This window comes from Microbulbifer regidiadema (SeqCode) (assembly GCF_052467605.1).
This window is the reverse complement of the sequence record NZ_CP174316.1, coordinates 18,949-38,125: the sequence shown is the minus strand read 5'-3', so window position 1 is coordinate 38,125 and position 19,177 is coordinate 18,949. Positions and strand designations below refer to the sequence as shown.

Annotated in this window: 15 protein-coding genes and 1 pseudogene; 10 read left to right on the top strand and 6 right to left on the bottom strand. The window is 45.3% G+C overall.

Features of this window, described 5'->3' with window-relative positions; all coding sequences use genetic code 11:
* Window positions 1–330: 330 nt before the first annotated feature.
* The 5 genes from ACJJIF_RS00810 to ACJJIF_RS00790 all read left to right on the top strand — a co-directional run bounded on the left by ACJJIF_RS00810 (window position 331) and on the right by ACJJIF_RS00790 (window position 4,281).
* Complete coding sequence (locus ACJJIF_RS00810; RefSeq protein ID WP_444930364.1) at window positions 331–576, top strand: hypothetical protein; 246 nt, start codon at window positions 331–333, stop codon at window positions 574–576.
* A 101-nt stretch (window positions 577–677) separates the two neighbouring features.
* Window positions 678–1,250, top strand: a complete 573-nt coding sequence (locus tag ACJJIF_RS00805; protein ID WP_444930363.1) for a hypothetical protein — start codon at window positions 678–680, stop codon at window positions 1,248–1,250.
* A 722-nt stretch (window positions 1,251–1,972) separates the two neighbouring features.
* The gene (locus tag ACJJIF_RS00800) at window positions 1,973–2,257 is read left to right on the top strand and encodes a hypothetical protein (RefSeq protein ID WP_444930362.1); all 285 of its coding nucleotides are present in this window, start codon (window positions 1,973–1,975) and stop codon (window positions 2,255–2,257) included.
* Between the two features lie 62 nt (window positions 2,258–2,319).
* On the top strand, window positions 2,320–2,787 hold the full coding sequence (locus ACJJIF_RS00795) for a hypothetical protein (protein ID WP_444930361.1): 468 nt from the start codon (window positions 2,320–2,322) through the stop codon (window positions 2,785–2,787).
* 1,107 nt (window positions 2,788–3,894) lie between these two features.
* On the top strand, window positions 3,895–4,281 hold the full coding sequence (locus ACJJIF_RS00790) for a RidA family protein (RefSeq protein WP_444930360.1): 387 nt from the start codon (window positions 3,895–3,897) through the stop codon (window positions 4,279–4,281).
* A gap of 437 nt (window positions 4,282–4,718) precedes the next feature.
* Here the strand turns inward: ACJJIF_RS00790 and ACJJIF_RS00780 are convergent.
* Window positions 4,719–4,889 (bottom strand): annotated as a pseudogene (locus ACJJIF_RS00780) (IS3 family transposase); the annotation flags it as partial.
* Window positions 4,890–5,080: 191 nt separating this feature from the next.
* Between ACJJIF_RS00780 and ACJJIF_RS00775 the strand changes: the two are divergent.
* From ACJJIF_RS00775 to ACJJIF_RS00755, 5 genes are all read left to right on the top strand, one after another.
* Window positions 5,081–5,581: a DUF3592 domain-containing protein gene (locus ACJJIF_RS00775; protein WP_444930358.1), complete on the top strand. Its 501-nt coding sequence runs from the start codon at window positions 5,081–5,083 to the stop codon at window positions 5,579–5,581.
* 340 nt (window positions 5,582–5,921) lie between these two features.
* Window positions 5,922–6,998 (top strand): helix-turn-helix domain-containing protein, encoded by a 1,077-nt coding sequence (locus tag ACJJIF_RS00770; RefSeq protein ID WP_444930357.1) that lies wholly within the window; start codon window positions 5,922–5,924, stop codon window positions 6,996–6,998.
* 90 nt (window positions 6,999–7,088) lie between these two features.
* Window positions 7,089–8,519: an amidohydrolase family protein gene (locus tag ACJJIF_RS00765; RefSeq protein ID WP_444930356.1), complete on the top strand. Its 1,431-nt coding sequence runs from the start codon at window positions 7,089–7,091 to the stop codon at window positions 8,517–8,519.
* Window positions 8,520–9,238: 719 nt separating this feature from the next.
* Entirely contained in the window at window positions 9,239–10,075 is an 837-nt protein-coding gene (locus ACJJIF_RS00760) for a transposase (protein WP_444930355.1), read from the top strand.
* 87 nt (window positions 10,076–10,162) lie between these two features.
* A complete protein-coding gene (locus tag ACJJIF_RS00755; protein ID WP_444930354.1) occupies window positions 10,163–11,260 on the top strand; it encodes an IS630 family transposase in 1,098 nt (365 codons plus the stop codon).
* Between the two features lie 455 nt (window positions 11,261–11,715).
* Here ACJJIF_RS00755 and ACJJIF_RS00750 read toward each other — a convergent pair whose 3' ends face one another.
* The 5 genes from ACJJIF_RS00750 to ACJJIF_RS00730 all read right to left on the bottom strand — a co-directional run bounded on the left by ACJJIF_RS00750 (window position 11,716) and on the right by ACJJIF_RS00730 (window position 19,100).
* Window positions 11,716–12,228, bottom strand: a complete 513-nt coding sequence (locus tag ACJJIF_RS00750) for a hypothetical protein (RefSeq protein ID WP_444930353.1) — start codon at window positions 12,226–12,228, stop codon at window positions 11,716–11,718.
* Window positions 12,228–16,463 (bottom strand): RHS repeat-associated core domain-containing protein, encoded by a 4,236-nt coding sequence (locus tag ACJJIF_RS00745; protein ID WP_444930352.1) that lies wholly within the window; start codon window positions 16,461–16,463, stop codon window positions 12,228–12,230. The genes ACJJIF_RS00750 and ACJJIF_RS00745 overlap by 1 nt, the downstream gene beginning before the upstream one ends.
* A 66-nt stretch (window positions 16,464–16,529) precedes the next feature.
* Window positions 16,530–17,039, bottom strand: a complete 510-nt coding sequence (locus ACJJIF_RS00740) for a tetratricopeptide repeat protein (RefSeq protein WP_444930347.1) — start codon at window positions 17,037–17,039, stop codon at window positions 16,530–16,532.
* Between the two features lie 37 nt (window positions 17,040–17,076).
* A complete protein-coding gene (locus ACJJIF_RS00735; protein WP_444930346.1) occupies window positions 17,077–18,213 on the bottom strand; it encodes a FlgD immunoglobulin-like domain containing protein in 1,137 nt (378 codons plus the stop codon).
* The gene (locus ACJJIF_RS00730; protein ID WP_444930345.1) at window positions 18,210–19,100 is read right to left on the bottom strand and encodes a TolB family protein; all 891 of its coding nucleotides are present in this window, start codon (window positions 19,098–19,100) and stop codon (window positions 18,210–18,212) included. Before ACJJIF_RS00730 ends, ACJJIF_RS00735 begins: the two co-directional genes overlap by 4 nt.
* Window positions 19,101–19,177: the final 77 nt, after the last annotated feature.

The window sequence follows — 19,177 nt, the reverse complement described above, 5'->3', positions numbered from 1 at the left end:
CTTGGTATTGTTCGGAAAATTAATTGTTAGCTAGCAACACTTGGTGCAGCGGTACTATTTCTGACTTTTACCTTCAGTCTTGTGAACCGTCAACAAGGAGGAATAAACCTTGACCGACTCTTAAAGGAGGTGTCGGATTTGAAAAATGGAGTTAGAAGCCCTTAAGAAAATGACTAAAACAGAAAAATCCACCCGCGATTATGCAACATCAATGGCGAACGCTCTACTATACAAGCCTTGGCAGGCTCATCCAGCTGGTTGCCGGACTGGATGACCTAGGTTATATTTCAGCCGCTCCTACTGGCAAAGTTAGACAACACAAGGAACCATATGATAGAGGAAGTCGTCGGAGGTTTTTTTAGAGTTATTGGCCATTTCTTAGGTCACATATTTATAGAAATAATCTTCGAGTTATTACTGAAAGGGCCCGGTTATTTCATTAGTAAGCAATTTACCAAACGTGATCCTGATCCAGATGGACTCATTGTTGTATTAATAGGCTTCTTATTTTGGATTGCTCTTGGCATAGGGGCCTATAGCATGTATGCCACTGTCGGCGGAGCCAATAATGTTTAACGAAACAGGATAACACTATCTACCACGCGGAGAAGATCTCCATTCCTCGACCTCAATATGACATTGCAGCCGTTGCTTGCGGCACTAAAGGCTATCGAATTATGGCACGAAACCCACACACAACATGGGAAATGCTTGATGTTGCCATGACGCATTATCAAACATTCATTTCAAACAAGAGTCAACGACTCTCATTAGGCATTGTTGATTTGTTGCATGTAAGTAATTTCAAGGGTGGTAATACCTCAATTACTGAGCCTGAGATCACACTTGTCAGTAAACTAAGTAGCTATGAGGCTGTACTTTCTGAGATCGATCAGAATTTTAATGGCAAAACGCTACCTCAGCTAAATAAGCAAGAAACAGCCGGGCTTATAAAATTATGCAAAGACATTACTGATTTAACAAAATCCAACGATACAAAAATCAGAGGGTTTGGTGCATCATACGCTTCTGCGTTACTGTCAGCACACTTTATGGACCTTATCCCCATTCTTGACCGAAGAATATTAAATGGTGCGGGCATTGAAGTAGAGTACAACAGTCAAAAACAAGTCAAAAACATTGCCCAGCACTACGAGAACCTGATTAAAGCCTGCCGCTCTGAACTCCTAGAAAGAAATGAGTTAACCCTGCGTGATTTGGATAAAGAATGGTTTACAAAGCCTCTTTAAATCGGGTATCTGGTAGATTCTGGCCATCTATCCCAAACTATTGATCGTGCTCCTCCACAATAAAAACCAGTCCATTTTTCCGAATATAATGTGAAAATTATTTATTTTTCGCTTCACCAGTAACTTTTATCAAACAGGCCGCGAGTAAAAATATAGATATATTTAGAGGCTCTGCGAACATTATGGGAAATGTTGGCATTGATGCCACCGATTGATCTTTAGCCGAAGCAGAGGGTAACCCTTCCTGTGGAAGCTCAAAATTTACGATGGTACATTTAGCAGTATCAAGTTAATGGTACAGGAGTAACAACTGAATTATTGGAGTGTAAGGGCATCAAAGTATAAGAAGCACCCTGGAAACATATAGATAAACCGGGTGGCTCGCAGTTTTTAGCGACCATCGCCTACAGACTTAACGATAGTGCAGTTGCTATTTACAAGTAGTTAGCATTTAATGAAGCCCATTAGTTCACACTCATGCTGGGCACACCGAGTAAAGGCATCCGACTTCACCGCCGTCTCACTCTGGTTATACCGCAGATACTGTAGACGCTGTATATCAGAAATGGATGGACTGCAAAATGGATGAGTTAAGTATTACCATTATTAAAATAAGATAGATTAAATGCATAACAGGTCAATAGAACTCATTCTGACCACAAAAGACACAGTCCCTACTGAGCTCGCCACGCATTGTTTCGCGAGACGTTAAGCATCAAAATATGCCCAGAGAAAAATCAAAGTCGGAAAAAGCAGCGGGTAAACTAATTTCAGCCATTCAAAAAGAATGGAACGAAGAAATCGGCACCCCTCAAGCAGCTCATAGCGAAGATGTAATTGAGCTGGCACATGAACTCCTACAGGCTCGCGATGCCAAAACCATGAAGACATTACTCCAAAATAGAACGATAGATGAATTTCTAGGCGAGTTTTGGGTTCGTAGACACCCAACCATTAGAGCAGCAATTCAATATTTAGAAAGGACAATAGAGCAAGAATATGCCTAACAATCACAGGCCATTTACTACGGCTTTTCGCATCCCTACTGTAGATGCTATGAGTCCTCGCAATGAATAGCCTTACCGAAGAACAAGCTTTTGAGGCATTCTTACGGACAGAGAGCGCGATAAAAGATATATTATACATGTACTATACATGCGTTGATTATTCCGGGCTTTTTGATGACTTTGGCACAGAGTGGGAAGAGTTTGACCCTTTAGAGTATATCGATTTTAACCATGATTCTCTCGGTGGGTATTCGTTAGATATAAAACTCCTAAACGAGGGCAGCGCCATTAAACTAGCCTGTAAGATTTTACAAACTTGGGGGCAAGGTAATATACACTCGGATTATATGCAGAGCGTAAGAGATCTCGTAAAATCTGAACGAATAGATCATATGCCTGAATTAAAAACCTTTATCAAGCTGGCGTTACATTCATACCCAGAGGGTAACGAGAAATCTGTAGATATATATCAAAAATACATAGTAGGATATTTTCATGAACTCACAAAAAACGCCAAGTTTACTACATAGTATGTATTCAACTCTAAAATACATCAACTAATTATCTGGAAAGAGCGTCCAACTAAAGGTAACATTTGAGATTCAGCTGTAGAACTTAGAGATGACATTTGGCATACCGAATCTAATTTAGAAAAGGGATGTCGACAGTAGATAAAGAGGTCATTATCTGACACAAAAATGGAAGTATATGGTTATTCCCGAGAAAACAGCCAGCCCTGATAAAATAACAATCACAAAAGATTATTACATGCAGAAGAAAAAATATTGGCACTACTCAACACCATCAAACCTTGATATGCTTGAATCATATTTATTGAGACCTCATTTAACTTGCACTAAGTGCCGGCGTTAAAATTTAGGGGAAGCGTCACACCAAACGATTGCATGCAAATACTCCACCCCTTACTATTGGCAACTTAAGGATTCATATGAACTGGAAAGCACTAATACAATTCGGAACTCCCAGGCGAGCCAAGCAGCCGCCAATTATCAACTTACTGATATCTTTGAGTATATTTTTGGGACTTATCCCCTGGCTTCTACTGAATGGAGAATTCCTACTAAAAAAGGGAGATTTCCGACCAGAAGAAGTTCTTTTAACGGTTAAAGATCAACCAGTTTTTTTTGGAATTCTGGCCTTCTTCGCCTTAATTTGCGGCATTGTGTGTTTGCTATCTAGCATTGGAGATTATCAGTGTAACGTTCGAGCCCAAAAAATTAACAATCGCAAGTAGTAAGCCGCAGTCCACCTGGTCTACGCCACCCAAGCTCTCCAGGCCTTGTTAGCGGCGTTATATATCAACCGTTTTAAACTACAAAAGGTTAATGAAACTCAAGGGGGAGTGATACTCGAAGCTTTGGGAATTTAACTTCATGAAACCCAGCAAAGTAGAACAAACTGATCTTGCCCACCCGCCAACAGACTAATACTATATAATCCTCTTCTCTGGTGAGTGGGAGATTTGTAACCTTACTTCTTGCCCGGCTTCAAGCACAAAAACTTTGGCGAAGGTGGCACGACTAAAAAAATATTTACTTTCCTCTACGCGAAGGCTTTGAATAGAACTAAAATTTGTGTATAAACACAATTAAAACTTAATACCCAAGGACAGAAAGATGCGAAAAGTAGTTTCTTCAGGTTCTCATCTGGAGGGGCCGATAGGCTTTTCTAGAGCATGCAGGGTCGGAAACTTAATTTCTGTTTCCGGTACGGCACCCATAAAGGATGGTGAGACTGTTTACACTGGCGATGTGTATGCTCAAACCCAGTATTGCCTAGAGCTATCAATCGAGGCTATTAGAAAAGCAGGCGGAAGTCCATCTGACATTATAAGAACTCGCATCATGCTTACTGATATATCCCGCTGGGAAGAAGCCGCAAAAGCGCATGGAGAACAATTCGCTACCATAAAGCCCGCATGTACTTTTGTTGAAGTGAGCCGTTTCATAGATCCGACGTGGCTTGTGGAGACAGAAATAGATTGTGTATTGGAGCAGGTATAAACTGTATGTTCAAGTACGCTCCGCATCTACAGCCTATTGTCTGAGCGGTTTTGACACGATTGCACCTAAAACCGCCACTTAGCTCTAATTTAGAAATTTATGGGAATTCTGAGCGTAAACGAAGTGATCAAAACCTAGATGAGAAGGCAGAAGTATATATCTTCAGAGTATTATTATTTTAGAAGAAGAGAGTATTTCACTTTTCCATTTTTTAGATCAAAAATAAAGGAAGGTCTCTTCGAGGTAGTATTTGAATTTTCTAAAATCCTATATTGCGGCCAAGTCCAGCCGGATACCTCTTTAGGCACATTCCTCAAATTCGATAGGGATTACATCCCCCAATGTTGTGTGTATTCTACGTGAGTTGTAATCAGCAATATAGGCCCTCACACCTGCTTCGCACGCTCCCTTATTTCATAGAGGTTTTCCGTTAGCTACTCTCGCTTCAGGCTGCTAAAAAACCGTTCAGTTGGTGCATTGTCCCAGCAATTTCCTTTACAGCTGATTGAACATACCATTCCATGCTCCTTCAGCAGCGTCTGATAGGTATGGCTGGCATACTGGCTGCCTCGACTAGAGTGAGGTAGGAGGCCTTGCGGTGGTGTACGTAAATTGACGGTCTCCCAAGCTCTGCCGAGACTCTGTAAATAAGGCCTTCAAGCGATAGCACCAATAAAACGATTGAATTTTATACACCCTTGTTGGGAGATTAGACTATTTCTCTGTATAAAGCTTTGAATAGGATTCCAATATGTGTATAAAGCACAAAGTGGGCATTGCATTTTGGTAATAAATAATTATGTTGAGTATCTTAAAGTACGCCGGTCTTTTGTTTTTGGCGTTTGCTGGCGTGATACAGACCTATATTTATAGGCGTATCCAAGGTAAATGGAGATCCCTCCCCGTAGTACGCGGAAAAATCATAGAGTCCAAGCTGGTAAATTTTATTAATACAGAAGGCCAGCGGGTTTATGAGGCTAACATAAAATATAAGTATGACTTTAAGGGGCAAAGATATTATTCTGACACTCCGCTCCTAAGATCCCCTCAATTGTTCAAAGATCATAACTTAGAACATGAACTTCTCCAAAAGTACAAAGTGGGTGATCATGTTAATATCAAAGTCTTACCTAACTCACCAGAAGTTGCTTTTATTGAGGTTGAGCCCTTCAATAGGCTTTCTGCAATCGCAATTCCGATACTCACAGTGCTGTATATCGCTTTTATATTTGGTTATGGTTGGTTCATGGGCGAGATGCTGGACGGTTTCCTATCAGGAATAAATTTCTCACAATGGTAGCGTCGAGCAAATCTTTATTGAGTTATGTGTCCGTCGTTGGCGGGTAGAATCAGACCACCTCACAGGTATAAATAATATATTCAAATGCATCCTGCATTTATAGTTCATTACCAGAGTGATTTTCGACACAATTGATCGAAAAGCCGCCTTTATTGAGGGTGGAATTCTGCCACCAATCTCAGCTTTTGGTGGCAGGGGTTGTCTTTCAAGCTGGTCAGTTAAAAAGGTGTCCATGGATGTTAAACCTACATTCAACTCTGAAGCGCATCACCATTTGAGCTAATGTACTTCAGAGTTAAGTGTAGGTATTATTATGTTGTAGATTTTAAATTGAGTGAATATGGTAAATTACTCCGTATCTAATTTTTTGCAGGTAGCCTTTTTAACCTTATCGGTTCTAGGTATTGCGTTACTTTGGGCGCAAAACCGCTTTTTGGCACTACGGTGCCTTTTAGGTGCCATTGCGCTATTGATGGTATTTAACTTTGTAGAGGAAACCGGGGTAATTGATCTTGGCTACTTAGTCACGCCTTCGTTTTCACTATTGATTGGTCCATTATTTTTTGCGGTGGTTGCGCAGTTAATATCTGCCAACTACCAACAACAGCCTAAACAGTGGTTGCACTTAGTGCCAGCAGCTATCAGTCTGTTATTTAATCATTGGCCCCAGTGGGTTTTAGCCGCAGGTACTTTAAGTCAGGTTGTTTACTTTTTCTTAAGTATAAAAGCACTTATTCGATATCAACATATTTTACCCCAGAATCGCTCCAATGCTAACAAATTGAGAGCTGATTGGGTTAAACATACTCTATGGGCTATGGTTGCTATTGCAGTGGTGGATGCAGTACGGCATAACTTGCAGCCTTACTTGCCTGTTCCTTTTTTGCTTAGATGGTACTTTGTTATGCAGCTAAGCTATTTTTTGATCACTGCTTTGCTCATAATTCGTGCAGTTAGAGAGCCGCAGTTATTTGCGGGCTTAACAGATGGTGAGCAAGCTCTGGGCTTATCAGTTATAGCGCGTTGTGATGAGGGAAATTGTAATGCTGCCGAAACGACTCAGGCGGATACTCTTTTTAAGGAACTTCACAAGCTGGTTCATGGTCAACAGCTCTATCGCCTACCAAGGCTATCCCTCCGGGATTTAGCACAACATACGGGGCTGGGAGAGAAGGACATTTCCTGGGCTATTAACCAGAGCTATGGTAGTAACTTCAATGACTATATTAACGCGCAGCGTTTGGCGGATGTAGTCTCACAACTTGATTTAGCAAAAGAGAGTGATTTCGGCAATAAGGTTCGTGTACTCGATATTGCTATCGAAGCGGGCTTTAACTCTAAATCCAGCTTTAATAGCCTATTTAAACGCCACACTGGTATGACACCTAGTCAGTACCTATCAGAAAAATCCCAATAATTGTCATATTGGACGTGCAAAATCTGGATTTTGGACGCCAAAAGCTGAGTTTCCTGGCATTTTGGCCTCTTCGAATCACAAGAGGTCATTATGAAACTTTCAGCCTATTTTGCTCGCTTCTGGATTGTGACGATAGCTACTTTAGTATTCGCTAGCATTGGTGCACTCGGCTCTTGGGGATGTGCATGGTACATGCCTCCCTCTTCCCATAAATTGGCTGAGCAGTACACTCGTATTGTCGTTACCGACACCACAGTAATCGATACCCAACATAATACGTCCTCTAGCAGTCAAAACCTCCTTATTCAAGATGGGAGAATTGTACAAGTTACTCGCGATGCCATACCGGTTATAGAGGGAGAGCTAAGGATTGATGGCCACGGTAAATATGTGATGCCCGGCTTAATCGATATGCACAGCCATATATGGGGTCGATCCGATCTATTGGCCATGTTGGCACATGGGGTTACCCGCACAAGAGTTATGGCAGGTAACTCCCCTCAGCGTATTCTTAAGAAGTGGATCGATGCCGGAGAGATAGCCGGACCTCATATGGTGTTATCCGGTTCGCCCATTAATCAGCACTCCCACTATGCAAGTGCTTCACATCACAAGTTTATTGACAATGAAGATGAGGCTCGCCAACTGGTTCGCCAACAATATCAACTGGGATATCAGCAAATTAAAGTTTACGATGGTTTATCACGTAAGGTTTTCTTCGCTATAGCTGATGAGGCAAAGAAACTCGATATGCCTGTAGCTGGCCACCCGCCTTTTGATGTCACACTCGATGAATACTTATCGGCTAAACCACAATCATTAGAGCATGTGGAAATGATTTTTCAGGCTCATATGAGTTACGATTACCAGCAGGGTAACTTTGATGATGTTGTACAACAGTTACTAAAAAGTAATGTACCAGTTAGTCCCACATTAATCGTGTATGACAATGTAGCAAAGATTGCGCAATACGGCCCAGATTACTGGCAGAGCGTGACTGATGATCTCGAGTTCATTCACCCTACGATAAAGACGATGGGTAAGCAGGCGGTTAATGGAATACATAGCCAAAAGACGCAACAGGATTGGCTGAGCAAGTCTAGCCTTTTTGGAAATATGACCAAGCAGCTAAACCAAGCCGGTGTTGAGATACTGATTGGATCAGATGGAGGGACCTTTTATACCCCCAACGGCTTGGGTACTATTCAAGAAATGCAACGATTGCTGGAGGTGGGGATTCCCATTGAAGATGTATTGCGAGCGGCGACCTACCATCCAGCAAAAGCACTGGGTATCAGTGATAAGGCCGGTTCAGTTGCTACAGGTTTTAATGCTGAACTGTTATTGCTCGAAGAAGATCCTCGAGAAAACTTAAACTCCTTAATCCAGCCCCTAGGTATAATTTTGGATCAGAATTACTATGATAAAGATAGCCTTATTAAAATGAAAAAGTTAGCCAAAAACACCGGATCAAAAACTAAATTCTATTTCTGGTGGTTTGTGGACAACTATATTTATTAGCAACTACTAGATAAACTTACTCTATACTCGCGAGAAAAGAATGGATTTCCTGAGGCTCATATTTATGAGCCTTTATTAAAATCTTCAAAGCGTTTGTTACCCTTTGATAGTAACACTTTATAGATAGCAATTGCTTTATACGCCAGTTCAAAATTCCGCTGAGTCTAGTAAAGAAAATCTTAAGGATTTTCTGAATAATCCCGTAAGGTCTCTGGCTTTCAGGGAGGTCCACTATTAAGATACGATTTCGCAGAAATATCTAAACCTTTCAAAAAGTCACAATACGGAGCAGGAATCGCTCTAAGGGCCCCACAGCTGTAGAAAGTTCAAACTCTCTGATTCCAGCCACTTTTCTATAGCGCCAAATCTAGCATTGTTGCCCTTCCGTCATCACTTAGTCTCTTAGCGAAGAAGAATGGGGAAGTATTATCTTCATCTAGTCGCTATTCCCCAACCGAGAACATCTCGGGACACCCACCAAAGAAAGATCGTAAGGCGCCACAGCCATTGACACTATACGAACAGCAGTATAGAAACACTATATATTAAAACAGTTAAATCCCAGACCCGTGACCCAGCCTCGCCGCTCGCAAATTTCCCTCCATGCAACCCCTTACTACCATTGTGTCTCCCGCTGTATGCGCAGGGCATTCCTTTGTGGGAAAGATGCTCACTCTGGGAGAGATTATGAGCATCGACGTCAGTGGATTGAGGCCAGAATGCAACAACTGGCTAGTGTCTTTTCTCTTGATATTGCAGCCTATGCCGTGATGAGCAACCATTATCATATCGTGCTCTATATCGATGCTAAGACCGCTAGGGTTTGGTCTGACACTGAGGTTATTCTTCGCTGGCAGGAGCTATTTAAAGTGTCTAATTTGGCTCGGCGCTTTATTCAGGGCACCCCTCTAGACTTCAGTGAAAAGCACAAACTTAAAGAGCTGATTGAGCTATGGCGGGAGCGATTAATGGATATCAGCTGGTTTATGCGCTGCTTAAATGAGTTTATCGCCCGTCAAGCAAATACAGAAGACCGCTGCACTGGTCACTTTTGGGAGGGGCGCTTCAAGTCTCAAGCACTATTGGATGAAAGCGCCTTGGCTGCCTGCATGGCCTATGTCGATCTCAACCCTATCCGCGCCAATATGGCAAAAACTCCAGAAGACTCTAATCACACCTCCGTTCAGCAGCGCATTCGTGCTGCGGTCTTAGGTAAACAGCCCAAGGAACTACTGCCGTTTGTGGGCGGCGAGCGCCTTGATATGCCGAAAGGACTGCCCTTCCAGCTGGATCACTATTTGGCATTAGTGGACTGGAGTGGTCGGCATTTAGACCCGAGGAAGCGCGGCGCCATTTCTCAAAATACACCCCCGATCCTGGATCGGCTGGGTATCTCAGTAAAACACTGGCTCCACCTCAACCGGAACTTTGAAAGCCGATTTAAAAGCTTGGTGGGATCAGCAGAGGCTGTGCGAAAAGCCTGCCTTCAGCTCGATAAACGCTGGATACATGGGCTGCGAGACTGCCAACAATTTCTTAGCCCCGCGCCCAGCTGAACAAGATAATTTCGAATCCTAGTGTAGTGTATTAAATAGATTACCGATATATAATGTGAGCTTAATTTAGCGATTAAGTGAAGACCAATGCCAGCTCAAGTTGAAATCAATTTATCACCGGAAGAAAAAAAGCAGTTAGAAAAGAATATAAAAAGTCGAAAAATATCGGTGAGATTGGCTGAGCGGTCAAAGATTATTTTGCTCGCTGCCAAGCAGGTTCCCAACTACCAAATTGCGAAAAAGTTAAGCATTGATGTCAATACGGTGGGCCGATGGCGCAATCGTTTTGCAGAAAAGCGTCTGGCAGGTATAGAGAAGGATTTGCCCAGGGGGGCTAATCATGGCGGTAAGAATTCAGAAAAGCAGGCAAAACTCCGCTCGAAAATTATCAAGATGACGACAGGAAGTAAGCCAAAGGATGGGACACACTGGACAACGCGAGGCATGGCGAAAGTCTTAGGAATTAACCACTCTTTTGTCAGCAGGGTATGGCAGGAAGTGGGCCTTAAGCCTCATCTAACCGAAAAGTTCAAGGTGAGTAACGATCCTGCTTTTGAAGAAAAATTACGCGATGTTGTTGGCTTGTATATGTCACCGCCAGAAAATGCTGTTGTCTTTTGTGTGGATGAAAAAAGCTCGATTCAGGCCCTGGATCGGACACAGCCTGGACTACCCATGAAACCGGGGCGGTGTGGCACCATGACCCATGATTATAAACGTCACGGGACAAGCACTCTTTTTGCCGCCCTTAATACGCTGACTGGTGAGGTCATAGGTGAGTGTAGAAAGCGCCATCGTCATCAGGAGTTCTTAGGCTTTTTAAAGACCGTAGAAAAGCAAACACCCAAAGAACAGGATCTTCATCTTATCGTCGATAATTACGCGACTCACAAGCATGAAAATGTAAAGCGCTGGCTCAAGAGAAACAAACGAGTTCATCTTCATTTTATTCCGACCAGTTCATCCTGGCTAAATCTGGTAGAAAGATTTTTTGGATTACTCACAGAGAAGCAGTTGCGCCGAGGGGTATTCACCTCAGTCAAGGAGTTGGAAACGGCTATCGTGAAATTTATTGAAACACATAATGAAGCCAAGAAAGCTTTTGTGTGGACGAAATCTGCTGAGGAAATTTTATTGAAAGTGGAGCGTGCACGCCAAGCACTCTCAAATCAGCAATCTATTTAATACAGTACACTAGTTATCCCCAGAGTACTGGTATCCCTACCTGCCCCCGCATCTTTTTACCTACGATCTAAAAACGTTATCAGCGCCAATCCGCCACCCACTTTGTTGTAGGCACTCCATCTACCCGCCCTGTGACACATGGCACAGAAGTTCTCACCCAGCTTTTGCCCTTCAATCCATAATCCAATCCATGGCTGTCCTTTTTGTCTTGGTCCTAGAATCTCATGATGCCTGAATATACCCAAGGGCCTACCTTTTCTCCAATCCATGGCTGTCCTTTTTTGTTGTCCTAGAATCCTCCAATCCATGCCAATCCATGCCAATCCATGGCTGTCCTTTTTTGTTTTACCCCCGCCCTGTGGCACAGAATTTCTCACCCAGCTTTTACCCTCCAATCCATGGCTGTCCTTTTTCAGATCCACCTTCCAACCTTTGGATACCCAGGACTAAACCTATTAGTCCAGCACATTTAGCCCACTATCATAAATTAAGGATCTTAACCTATTAGAAAACTCACCGCCCCTGCAATAAATATAATTAGTTGCATCGTAACCCTGGTAATATAAAGCTGAATATTCTGGGATTACTAATTTAAAAAAAAACCTTGAACTAAATTTATCATACGCCTCAGAACAATAACGCAGCGCAACGTCATTATCACAAAATGCCCTAAATTTAACACGCCTATTATTCGGACGACCAAAAACCTTAAAGTTTAGAACTTCAGTCGCTTCTAAAAGCCGCCTACAAAACCCTAACTGCTTATTCTTTCTATTGAGAGATTCTTCCAGGCTAACATTTGAAAAAGCAGCACAAGCCTCAGATTCACTTAACCAATGATCAAAATAGGATATCGCAATTTTTGCATATCCATAGTCTTCCTCACAAGCATCAACCTCCATAAGATTTGGAAACTGACGCATCAAAAGCATCTGCCTTTCAGGCTTTAAAGGAGAAAATTTTCTCATTAATCTCTTAGCCTCTTCCCATTTTCATCATACGTGCCATCTCTAGGCTTTCCTTTTTCCCAATCCTTCTTTTTATTCCATTTTTTCCATTTACTACCTCCATGACTCCTATCACCTCCCCGATCCTTTTCAAAGATAGGCTCTTTCTTCCCTTTAGGCCTATACGCTTGGTCGGATCCAGGAATTTTTTCCCAATTTTCCCGATCATTACTAGGGCAACTTTCAGTTTCATCGTCCCTTAACAGATCCGGAAATAATGGAACACCACCAGCATCTTTACAGTTTTGCTGCGCTGTACGAGTGCGTGTCTTACAAGAGCAGGTAAAGGTTGTATCAAACGAACCACATGCTATCAAACCAAGTGCATCTATATAGAACAGAGGGTTTTGGAGTGCGTATCCGTAAGTATTTAATCCGCCACTCAACCCAATAGGATCAGACTGAATATACCGACCGATGCTTGGGTCATAATCACGGAAATAGTTATAATGCAGCCCACTCTCCGAGTCATAATACTGCCCCGGAAAGCGCACATTAAAGACCACCGTCGTTCCATCGCCATCGACATCTTCATCAACAGTGGTTTCACCAAAAGCGGTACGCATACTGCGCCAGACCACTTGACCCGTTGCATCAACCAGCACCCGGGGCGTATCTAGGTGGTCACTGAATACCTCATAAGTGCCGTTGTTATCAGTTACTTGTAACGGTGCATACGCGCCTGGCAGATAGTCATAACGCTTGCTTAGGCTAGCTGTGCCATCCGTTTCGGTAAATTCCGCAATTACTTGAGTGCCATCCCACAAAAACCAGGTGGTGGTGCCATCAACAGTTTTGTACAAGCGCCGACCACTAGTACCATAGCCGTAACCAGCCGAAGTACTGCCATCCGCGTAGCTGGCGAGACGATTTTCTCGGTCATAAGTAAAGGTTTTATTTTCTGTTCCGGTAATGGAGATTAAATTACCGTCATCGTCATAACTGCGAATCAATGCCTCATTATTTTGGCTGATCAGCTGATTATTAGCGTTATATTCGTAGGCGGCACTGTCGCTCGGGTCCTCACGATTACCTAGCCCGTCGTAATCGAATTGTTCGTCTGTAAGGCCTGTGGCATCCGGATAGTCAGCACTTGTAAGCCTGTCCATACCGTCGTAGGTAAATGCCTGAGTGCCGTCATTGTCGGTATAACTCTCAATGTTGTTGACCGCATCATAGGCATAGCTAAGTGCCTCAAGCGTGGTACTGTTGGCATCCACCAGGGTCGCGGTAGCCAGGGTATTATCTTCGTTATAGGTGTTGGTGCGACTGACGCCAGAAGCATAGGTAATACCGCTCCAGCGATCGGCGCTGTCATAACTCAGCGTATGGCTATTGGCAGCCAAAGTAGCGCTACTTAAACGACTGTAGTCGTCATAGGCAAAACTATGACTGACCAAAGTACCGCCGGATTCAGCAGTATTATCCAAACTGATGCCGCTCAGGTTACCCTTGCTGTTGTAGCTATAAGCGAGAGTGCGGTCACCGCCAGGTATATAGTGACTGATAGTTTGCTTTAAACGGTTGAGGGCATCATAGCTCTGAGTGTAAAGCGCCGTGTTCTGTATCGCTGTATCAATGGTCTGAGTGAGCCGACCGTTATTGTTATAGGCAAAGCTTTGAGTACGCTCAGCATTATTGCCGATATAGTCCGTAGCGCTGGCAAAGTGCCCAATAGTTGCCAGTCCACCCCAGTCCTCGTAGGTGTATTGCAGTACTTGCCCACGAGCACCTGTTTTACTGGCCAGACGATTGCGGCCATCATAGCTGTAGGTAATTACCGCTCCTCCCGGACGCTGCTCGGCAGTTTTGCGGCGTAAACGATCGTAGGTATAGGCAGTAGTGTTGCTTTCTGGATCGGTAACTGTGAGTAGGTTACCCACGGCATCATAACTGTAACTGGTCACCAAGCTCGGACTCAGGGCCTGGTTCTCGGTTTGTACCAGGCGGTGCATCTCATCGTAGCTGTACAGGGTTACGCGGTTTTTGGCATCAGTAACCTGGGTACGGTTGCCCAAAGCATCGTAGGTGTAGGTGGTAGTATTGTCATCGACATCGCTGAAACTGATCAGGTTACCGCGTAGATCGTAGCCATAGCTGCTGCCATTACCCAGCGCATCGCTCACACTCAGGCGTCGCCCCAAACTGTCATAGGTATAACTTTGGTAGGTGGCTTCAGCACCAACACTATCCTGACGCTCGATACTGGTAATGCGATCTTTACCGTCGTAATTCAGTAGAATAATCTGTCCGGCAGTAATCTCCCCCGTGGAACTATCAATAGCTCGCCCCATCTCCACCTGCACCAAATTATTATCTGTGTAGGTGTAGTGGGTTTCTTCATTCAGAGCGTTGGTCACCTGCACCGGGCGGTTTTTATCATCGTAGGTGTAGGTAGTGGTGTTGCCGATAGCATCAGTAGCAGTTAAACGATTGCCTGCTTGGTCATAAGTGTTGGTTTGCACTCCAGTAGCCAAGCTATTGCCATTGCTGTCTTTCCAATACTCTTTGGTGGGGTAGAGGCTATCACCCGAATATTCCAACACATACTGGCTACCATCAGCATAAGTAGTAGTAGTGAGCTGATTGCGAGCGTTGTAGCTATAGTTAGCAGTTTGATAACTTCCATCAGCCTTTAATTGTTTGATGCTGGCCAGGGTCTGGGGATTGCCATCACTATCATAATTAAAAGTATATTCAGTGCGGAACACCGTGGCGGCATCAGCAGAGGAAACTATCTCTTCGCTAGCAACCCAGCCGCCCTCATAAGTCCAACTAGTGGTAATGATTTCACCACTAGCCAGGTTAACTGCCTCGCTCAGACGACGGTTGTCGGTGTTGTAAGTGTAATCAATAGCCCGCGCCAGGGTGCGATCACCATTGTCATCGGCTAGGCCATAGCGCTCTTTACGAGTAACGTTATTATTAGCATCGCGAGTTTTTACGGTGAGATAGCCTGCTTGATCCTCGTACTCCACTGTGCGACCATCTTCGTTAAATACGTAGCGCTCGGTGGTGGTATAAGGATTATTACCATCAGCATCGGTAATAGTGGTAGTGACTTCGGTTTCATAACCCTCGGTGACATAGTCAAACTCGAAAATCAGATTACCGTAGACCTCTTTGATCACCCGATCTTCGGTATCGTAAGTTTCCTCATAGGGCGTAGCATTTTCACCCACCTGGAAATAGGTCAGGTTGTGGCTATCATTACTGTCTTCGTATTTATAGGTAGATACCAATCCTTCCAGGCCGGTGACTTTAATCAGGTTGCCTGAAGTTAGGGTATTGCCCTCACTATCGTCCAGTGTATCGTGGCTGTAGACGATAGTGCGGCCGGTGTGGTCCACCGCTTGGGTAACACGGCCGGTGTCGCTATCGTAACTGAAGCTAACGTAGTTGCCACTCAGGCTGCCATCTGCCAGGCGCTCTTCAATTTTTTGCAACTGGTAGCTATAGGCCACCGTCATCGGCTTAGAGGGATCAACGGAATAAAGAGAAGTACCGACGATAGGAAAGCGTTCACTGCTGTAGGTAAACTCCAGGCGCTGACCGTTTTTATTTTCCCGTGCTGTCAGTCGGCCTTCAGCATCGTAGTAATCCTTGCGCCCATTATTGTGGGCAAAGGTGTAGGTACCATCGCTATCTTCACTCAGGGTTCCACGCAACCCAGCTACATCGCTCACATAGGCACCGCCACTGTAAACAAACTCAGCGCGGTGCCCGGCACAATAGCGGATTATTACTTTATCATCGGGGTATTCATACAAGCGGTAATCGTGATCGAAAGCCCAGCCATAACCCAGAGCACTATCATAATCCGATTGGTTATTGTATTTGCGTATAATTTGAATCGGGTAGCTGCCATTGACCACCATATCGGTTTCTTTGTGGCGTTCTTGTCCGCTGTAAAGTACAACCGTACCCCCTTCAACTTCCTCTTTGGGGCAGCCTCCCCCATCGCCACTATCACCGCCCCCGCTATCATCACTATTAGAGCCAGTACCACCACCAAAGGTGTGGGCCTGAGTAGGGCTGGCGGCAATGGCCAGGGTTAAAGCCAACATCGCTGAGGCTAGGGGCGGACGAATAGAGTTCGCGCTTGCGCAGACGCGCCGGGCGCCTTCCAAGGTTTTGCTAAATCCTGCGAGGGCTTTTAGCGGTGTTTTTAGTATTTTGTTGGCAAAACTGCTCATGGGTATTTCCTATCCCCCAACTACTGGCCAGGAGTGTGATTCTTATTCAGTAAAAATCGGACGATATTATTGTGCGGCACGCCACAGGCGATAATCTTTCAAAGCGGTTTGTTCCTGCTCATCCTTGCCCTGTGCTTGGTAAGCCTGGGCTAGGCCAAGATAGGCGTAGCCGTGTTCCGGGTGGTTTTTTATTAAGCGGCTGAAATAGGTTTCCGCTTCTGCCCACTGTTGCTGTTGAATGGCGATTTGGGCCAACAATTGCAGGGCTTGGCGGTGGGTTCTATTTTGTTTCAACACCACTGAAGCGTGCTGCTTGGCTTTTTTGTATTTACCTAGCTGCTTTTCCAGCTGGGCCAGTTCAATCATGGCCGAGTAATTTTGCGGTTGCTGTCGCAGCAGGCGGTTGTACAAGGCTTGCGCCCGCTTGTAGTCCTTTTGCTCAACCGCCGCTTGGGCTTCAGCTTGGGAGACCTGCTGGATATGGGCGCTTGGCTTGGCTGCGTGAGCCCCAGTACCGGTAAAAAGTGCAATAATTGCCAGGGATAGAATCTGGATTAATTCCGTCGTTCGCTTCATGCTTCACATCCTTCTGAATGTCTAATTCGCATTAGAGTTAATCTTTATGAGCGAGAGTTTTCGCTGAATCGTCGGCCTGGGGCTTTTCAATAACCACTTTTAGGGTGGCCATACCAAAGTTGCCCAGGTAGCCGCGCAAATTGACGGTGAGATAGTGCTCGCCTGGATTGTGGTTGCGGCTGTCCCAGCGATAAGTGGTGGGGAAGTAACCCACTTCGTTCTCATAAATATACTGGCCGTCGACAAAGTACACCGGCTCAAATCTTTTTGAGGCCAGCTGCGCGATATGCTCTGGCTGTACATTAATGCGTACCGGTACAGTGCCACTAACTATCGGGGTGCCTTCGCTATTTTTGCGGTAGTCCCCCACCAGTGAAATTTCCAGCGGGAAGTCTCCCCGGCTCAATGCGTCCCGTTGCGCGGGGGCGTGAATACGCGGGCGATGAGATTTCTTTTTTTGTCGCGGGCTTTGGCCCCACGGCATATCCTGCACAAAGCGGGCGTCAGAAGATGATTTATCCCGGCTCACCAGAATGGTATTGCGGGGTAAGGCGAAGGCATTGAGAATTAATTCCAGCGCTGGGTGGCCCTTTAAATTCAGGGCGCCGGAGGCATCCTGCCCATCCCAGGCTTCTGTTTGCTGGCCAGATGCGCGCGGCACCCAGTCGATAATATTATTCAGCAGTGGGCCGTTATTTTTTAATCCCACCCGAATTGCGACGCGGGCCATTTGTGGCAGGGTGTAATCCACACTGCCCTGCTCCGCATTCCAACTCAGATCGTTTACCGCAACACTTTCACCACCGGTAATATCGGTCAGGTCGTACTCGGCAGTTTGCTCGCCGGCTTTTGCACTGATGGTGTAGTGATAAGCCTCTGCGGGTACCGGGCGCCCCTGCTGGTCGGTGCCGTCCCACTGCCACTGGTGATCGCCCGCCGCCAGCTGTTCGCGGTATTCCGTTTTGATCAGCAGGTCGCGAGCGTCGTAGATATTAATCGTGACGTTGGCTTGCGTATCAATATGGTAATTCAGTGTGAACTGTTCACCCTGGGCAGGGGCAAATGAGCGGGATTCACTATTGACCCCGGAAATAGACAGTCCGTAGCCAGCCAAGGGCGTAACCAGAGCGGCCAATACTGCGGTGAGGCCGATTTTTTTTAACATCTTATTCATAGTACTGATTTGCCTTGCGCGGACTGTGGCCGCCATAGGGGTTTGCGGGCACCGCTGGTAAATTGGGTCAGCTGGGTTAACTCACCATCATCGAGCGTTAACCTCCACAGGTTATAGGCGCCATCGCGGGTAGACTGAAATACAACGGCATCCCCTTTTGGGGACCAGCTGGGGGCGGCATCCAGTGCGGTATCGGTGGTGAGCTGTTTGAGTTTTCCGTTGCTCTCGCGCAACCACAGGTCGTAGTTGCCGGCACGGTTACTGGAAAATACCAATCGGCCTTTTGCATCGGCGACAACATCAAAGTTGTAGAGACTGTTAAAAGTCAGTTGCCGCTTGCTTCCGGAATTCAAATCCAGCGCCCAGATATCGTGGGCTTCGCCACCATCCCCGGATAAGAAATACACGGTGTTGCCATCTGGATGCCAGCGGGGTTCGTGCTGCATATGACGCATATTGGTGAGCTTTTGCTGGTCGCTGCCATCCAACGGCAATCGCCACAAGTTGTTATCGTCAACACTGTCGGAGGTGCTGAGAGAAAAGACTACAGATTTTCCATCCGGCGCTAGGCTCGCATCAATAAAACCTTTAAGCGGCATTGTTATTGGCAATTCTTTGGCGCTGGCCAGCCCCACTTCATGCAGTTCACCCTGGCTGCCATTTACCAGCAAACGCTTGCCATCGGGAAACCAGCTAAGGCTATTTTTATCGAAGGCTGAGTGGGTGAGTTGCCGGTGTTGTTGGCCCTCGGTATCCATTACCCATACCTGCCAGTACCCCTGTTTGCCCGGGGCCAGGTAAGCAATATCCTCTTCTGCGTAAACGCAGGCACACCATAGCAATGCACAAGTCACAATGACCACGTTGGACTTTAGTAAGGCTTTCACGTTGTTCTCTTGGTTGTTTTTTTGAGTTGGCGCCGACTTGGCAGTTACGGCGCTAGCGATGGATTAAAAACACCGCT

Bases quoted from the DNA above. Each gene is read 5' to 3' on its own strand.
- ACJJIF_RS00800 (WP_444930362.1), top strand. From the start codon at position 1,973: ATGCCCAGAGAAAAATCAAAGTCGGAAAAAGCAGCGGGTAAACTAATT.
- ACJJIF_RS00750 (WP_444930353.1), bottom strand. From the start codon at position 12,228: ATGAGAAAATTTTCTCCTTTAAAGCCTGAAAGGCAGATGCTTTTGATG.
- ACJJIF_RS00765 (WP_444930356.1), top strand. From the start codon at position 7,089: ATGAAACTTTCAGCCTATTTTGCTCGCTTCTGGATTGTGACGATAGCT.
- ACJJIF_RS00795 (WP_444930361.1), top strand. From the start codon at position 2,320: ATGAATAGCCTTACCGAAGAACAAGCTTTTGAGGCATTCTTACGGACA.
- ACJJIF_RS00790 (WP_444930360.1), top strand. From the start codon at position 3,895: ATGCGAAAAGTAGTTTCTTCAGGTTCTCATCTGGAGGGGCCGATAGGC.
- ACJJIF_RS00805 (WP_444930363.1), top strand. From the start codon at position 678: ATGGCACGAAACCCACACACAACATGGGAAATGCTTGATGTTGCCATG.
- ACJJIF_RS00810 (WP_444930364.1), top strand. From the start codon at position 331: ATGATAGAGGAAGTCGTCGGAGGTTTTTTTAGAGTTATTGGCCATTTC.
- ACJJIF_RS00770 (WP_444930357.1), top strand. From the start codon at position 5,922: ATGGTAAATTACTCCGTATCTAATTTTTTGCAGGTAGCCTTTTTAACC.
- ACJJIF_RS00740 (WP_444930347.1), bottom strand. From the start codon at position 17,039: ATGAAGCGAACGACGGAATTAATCCAGATTCTATCCCTGGCAATTATT.
- ACJJIF_RS00760 (WP_444930355.1), top strand. From the start codon at position 9,239: ATGCAACAACTGGCTAGTGTCTTTTCTCTTGATATTGCAGCCTATGCC.
- ACJJIF_RS00745 (WP_444930352.1), bottom strand. From the start codon at position 16,463: ATGAGCAGTTTTGCCAACAAAATACTAAAAACACCGCTAAAAGCCCTC.
- ACJJIF_RS00755 (WP_444930354.1), top strand. From the start codon at position 10,163: ATGCCAGCTCAAGTTGAAATCAATTTATCACCGGAAGAAAAAAAGCAG.
- ACJJIF_RS00735 (WP_444930346.1), bottom strand. From the start codon at position 18,213: ATGAATAAGATGTTAAAAAAAATCGGCCTCACCGCAGTATTGGCCGCT.
- ACJJIF_RS00775 (WP_444930358.1), top strand. From the start codon at position 5,081: ATGTTGAGTATCTTAAAGTACGCCGGTCTTTTGTTTTTGGCGTTTGCT.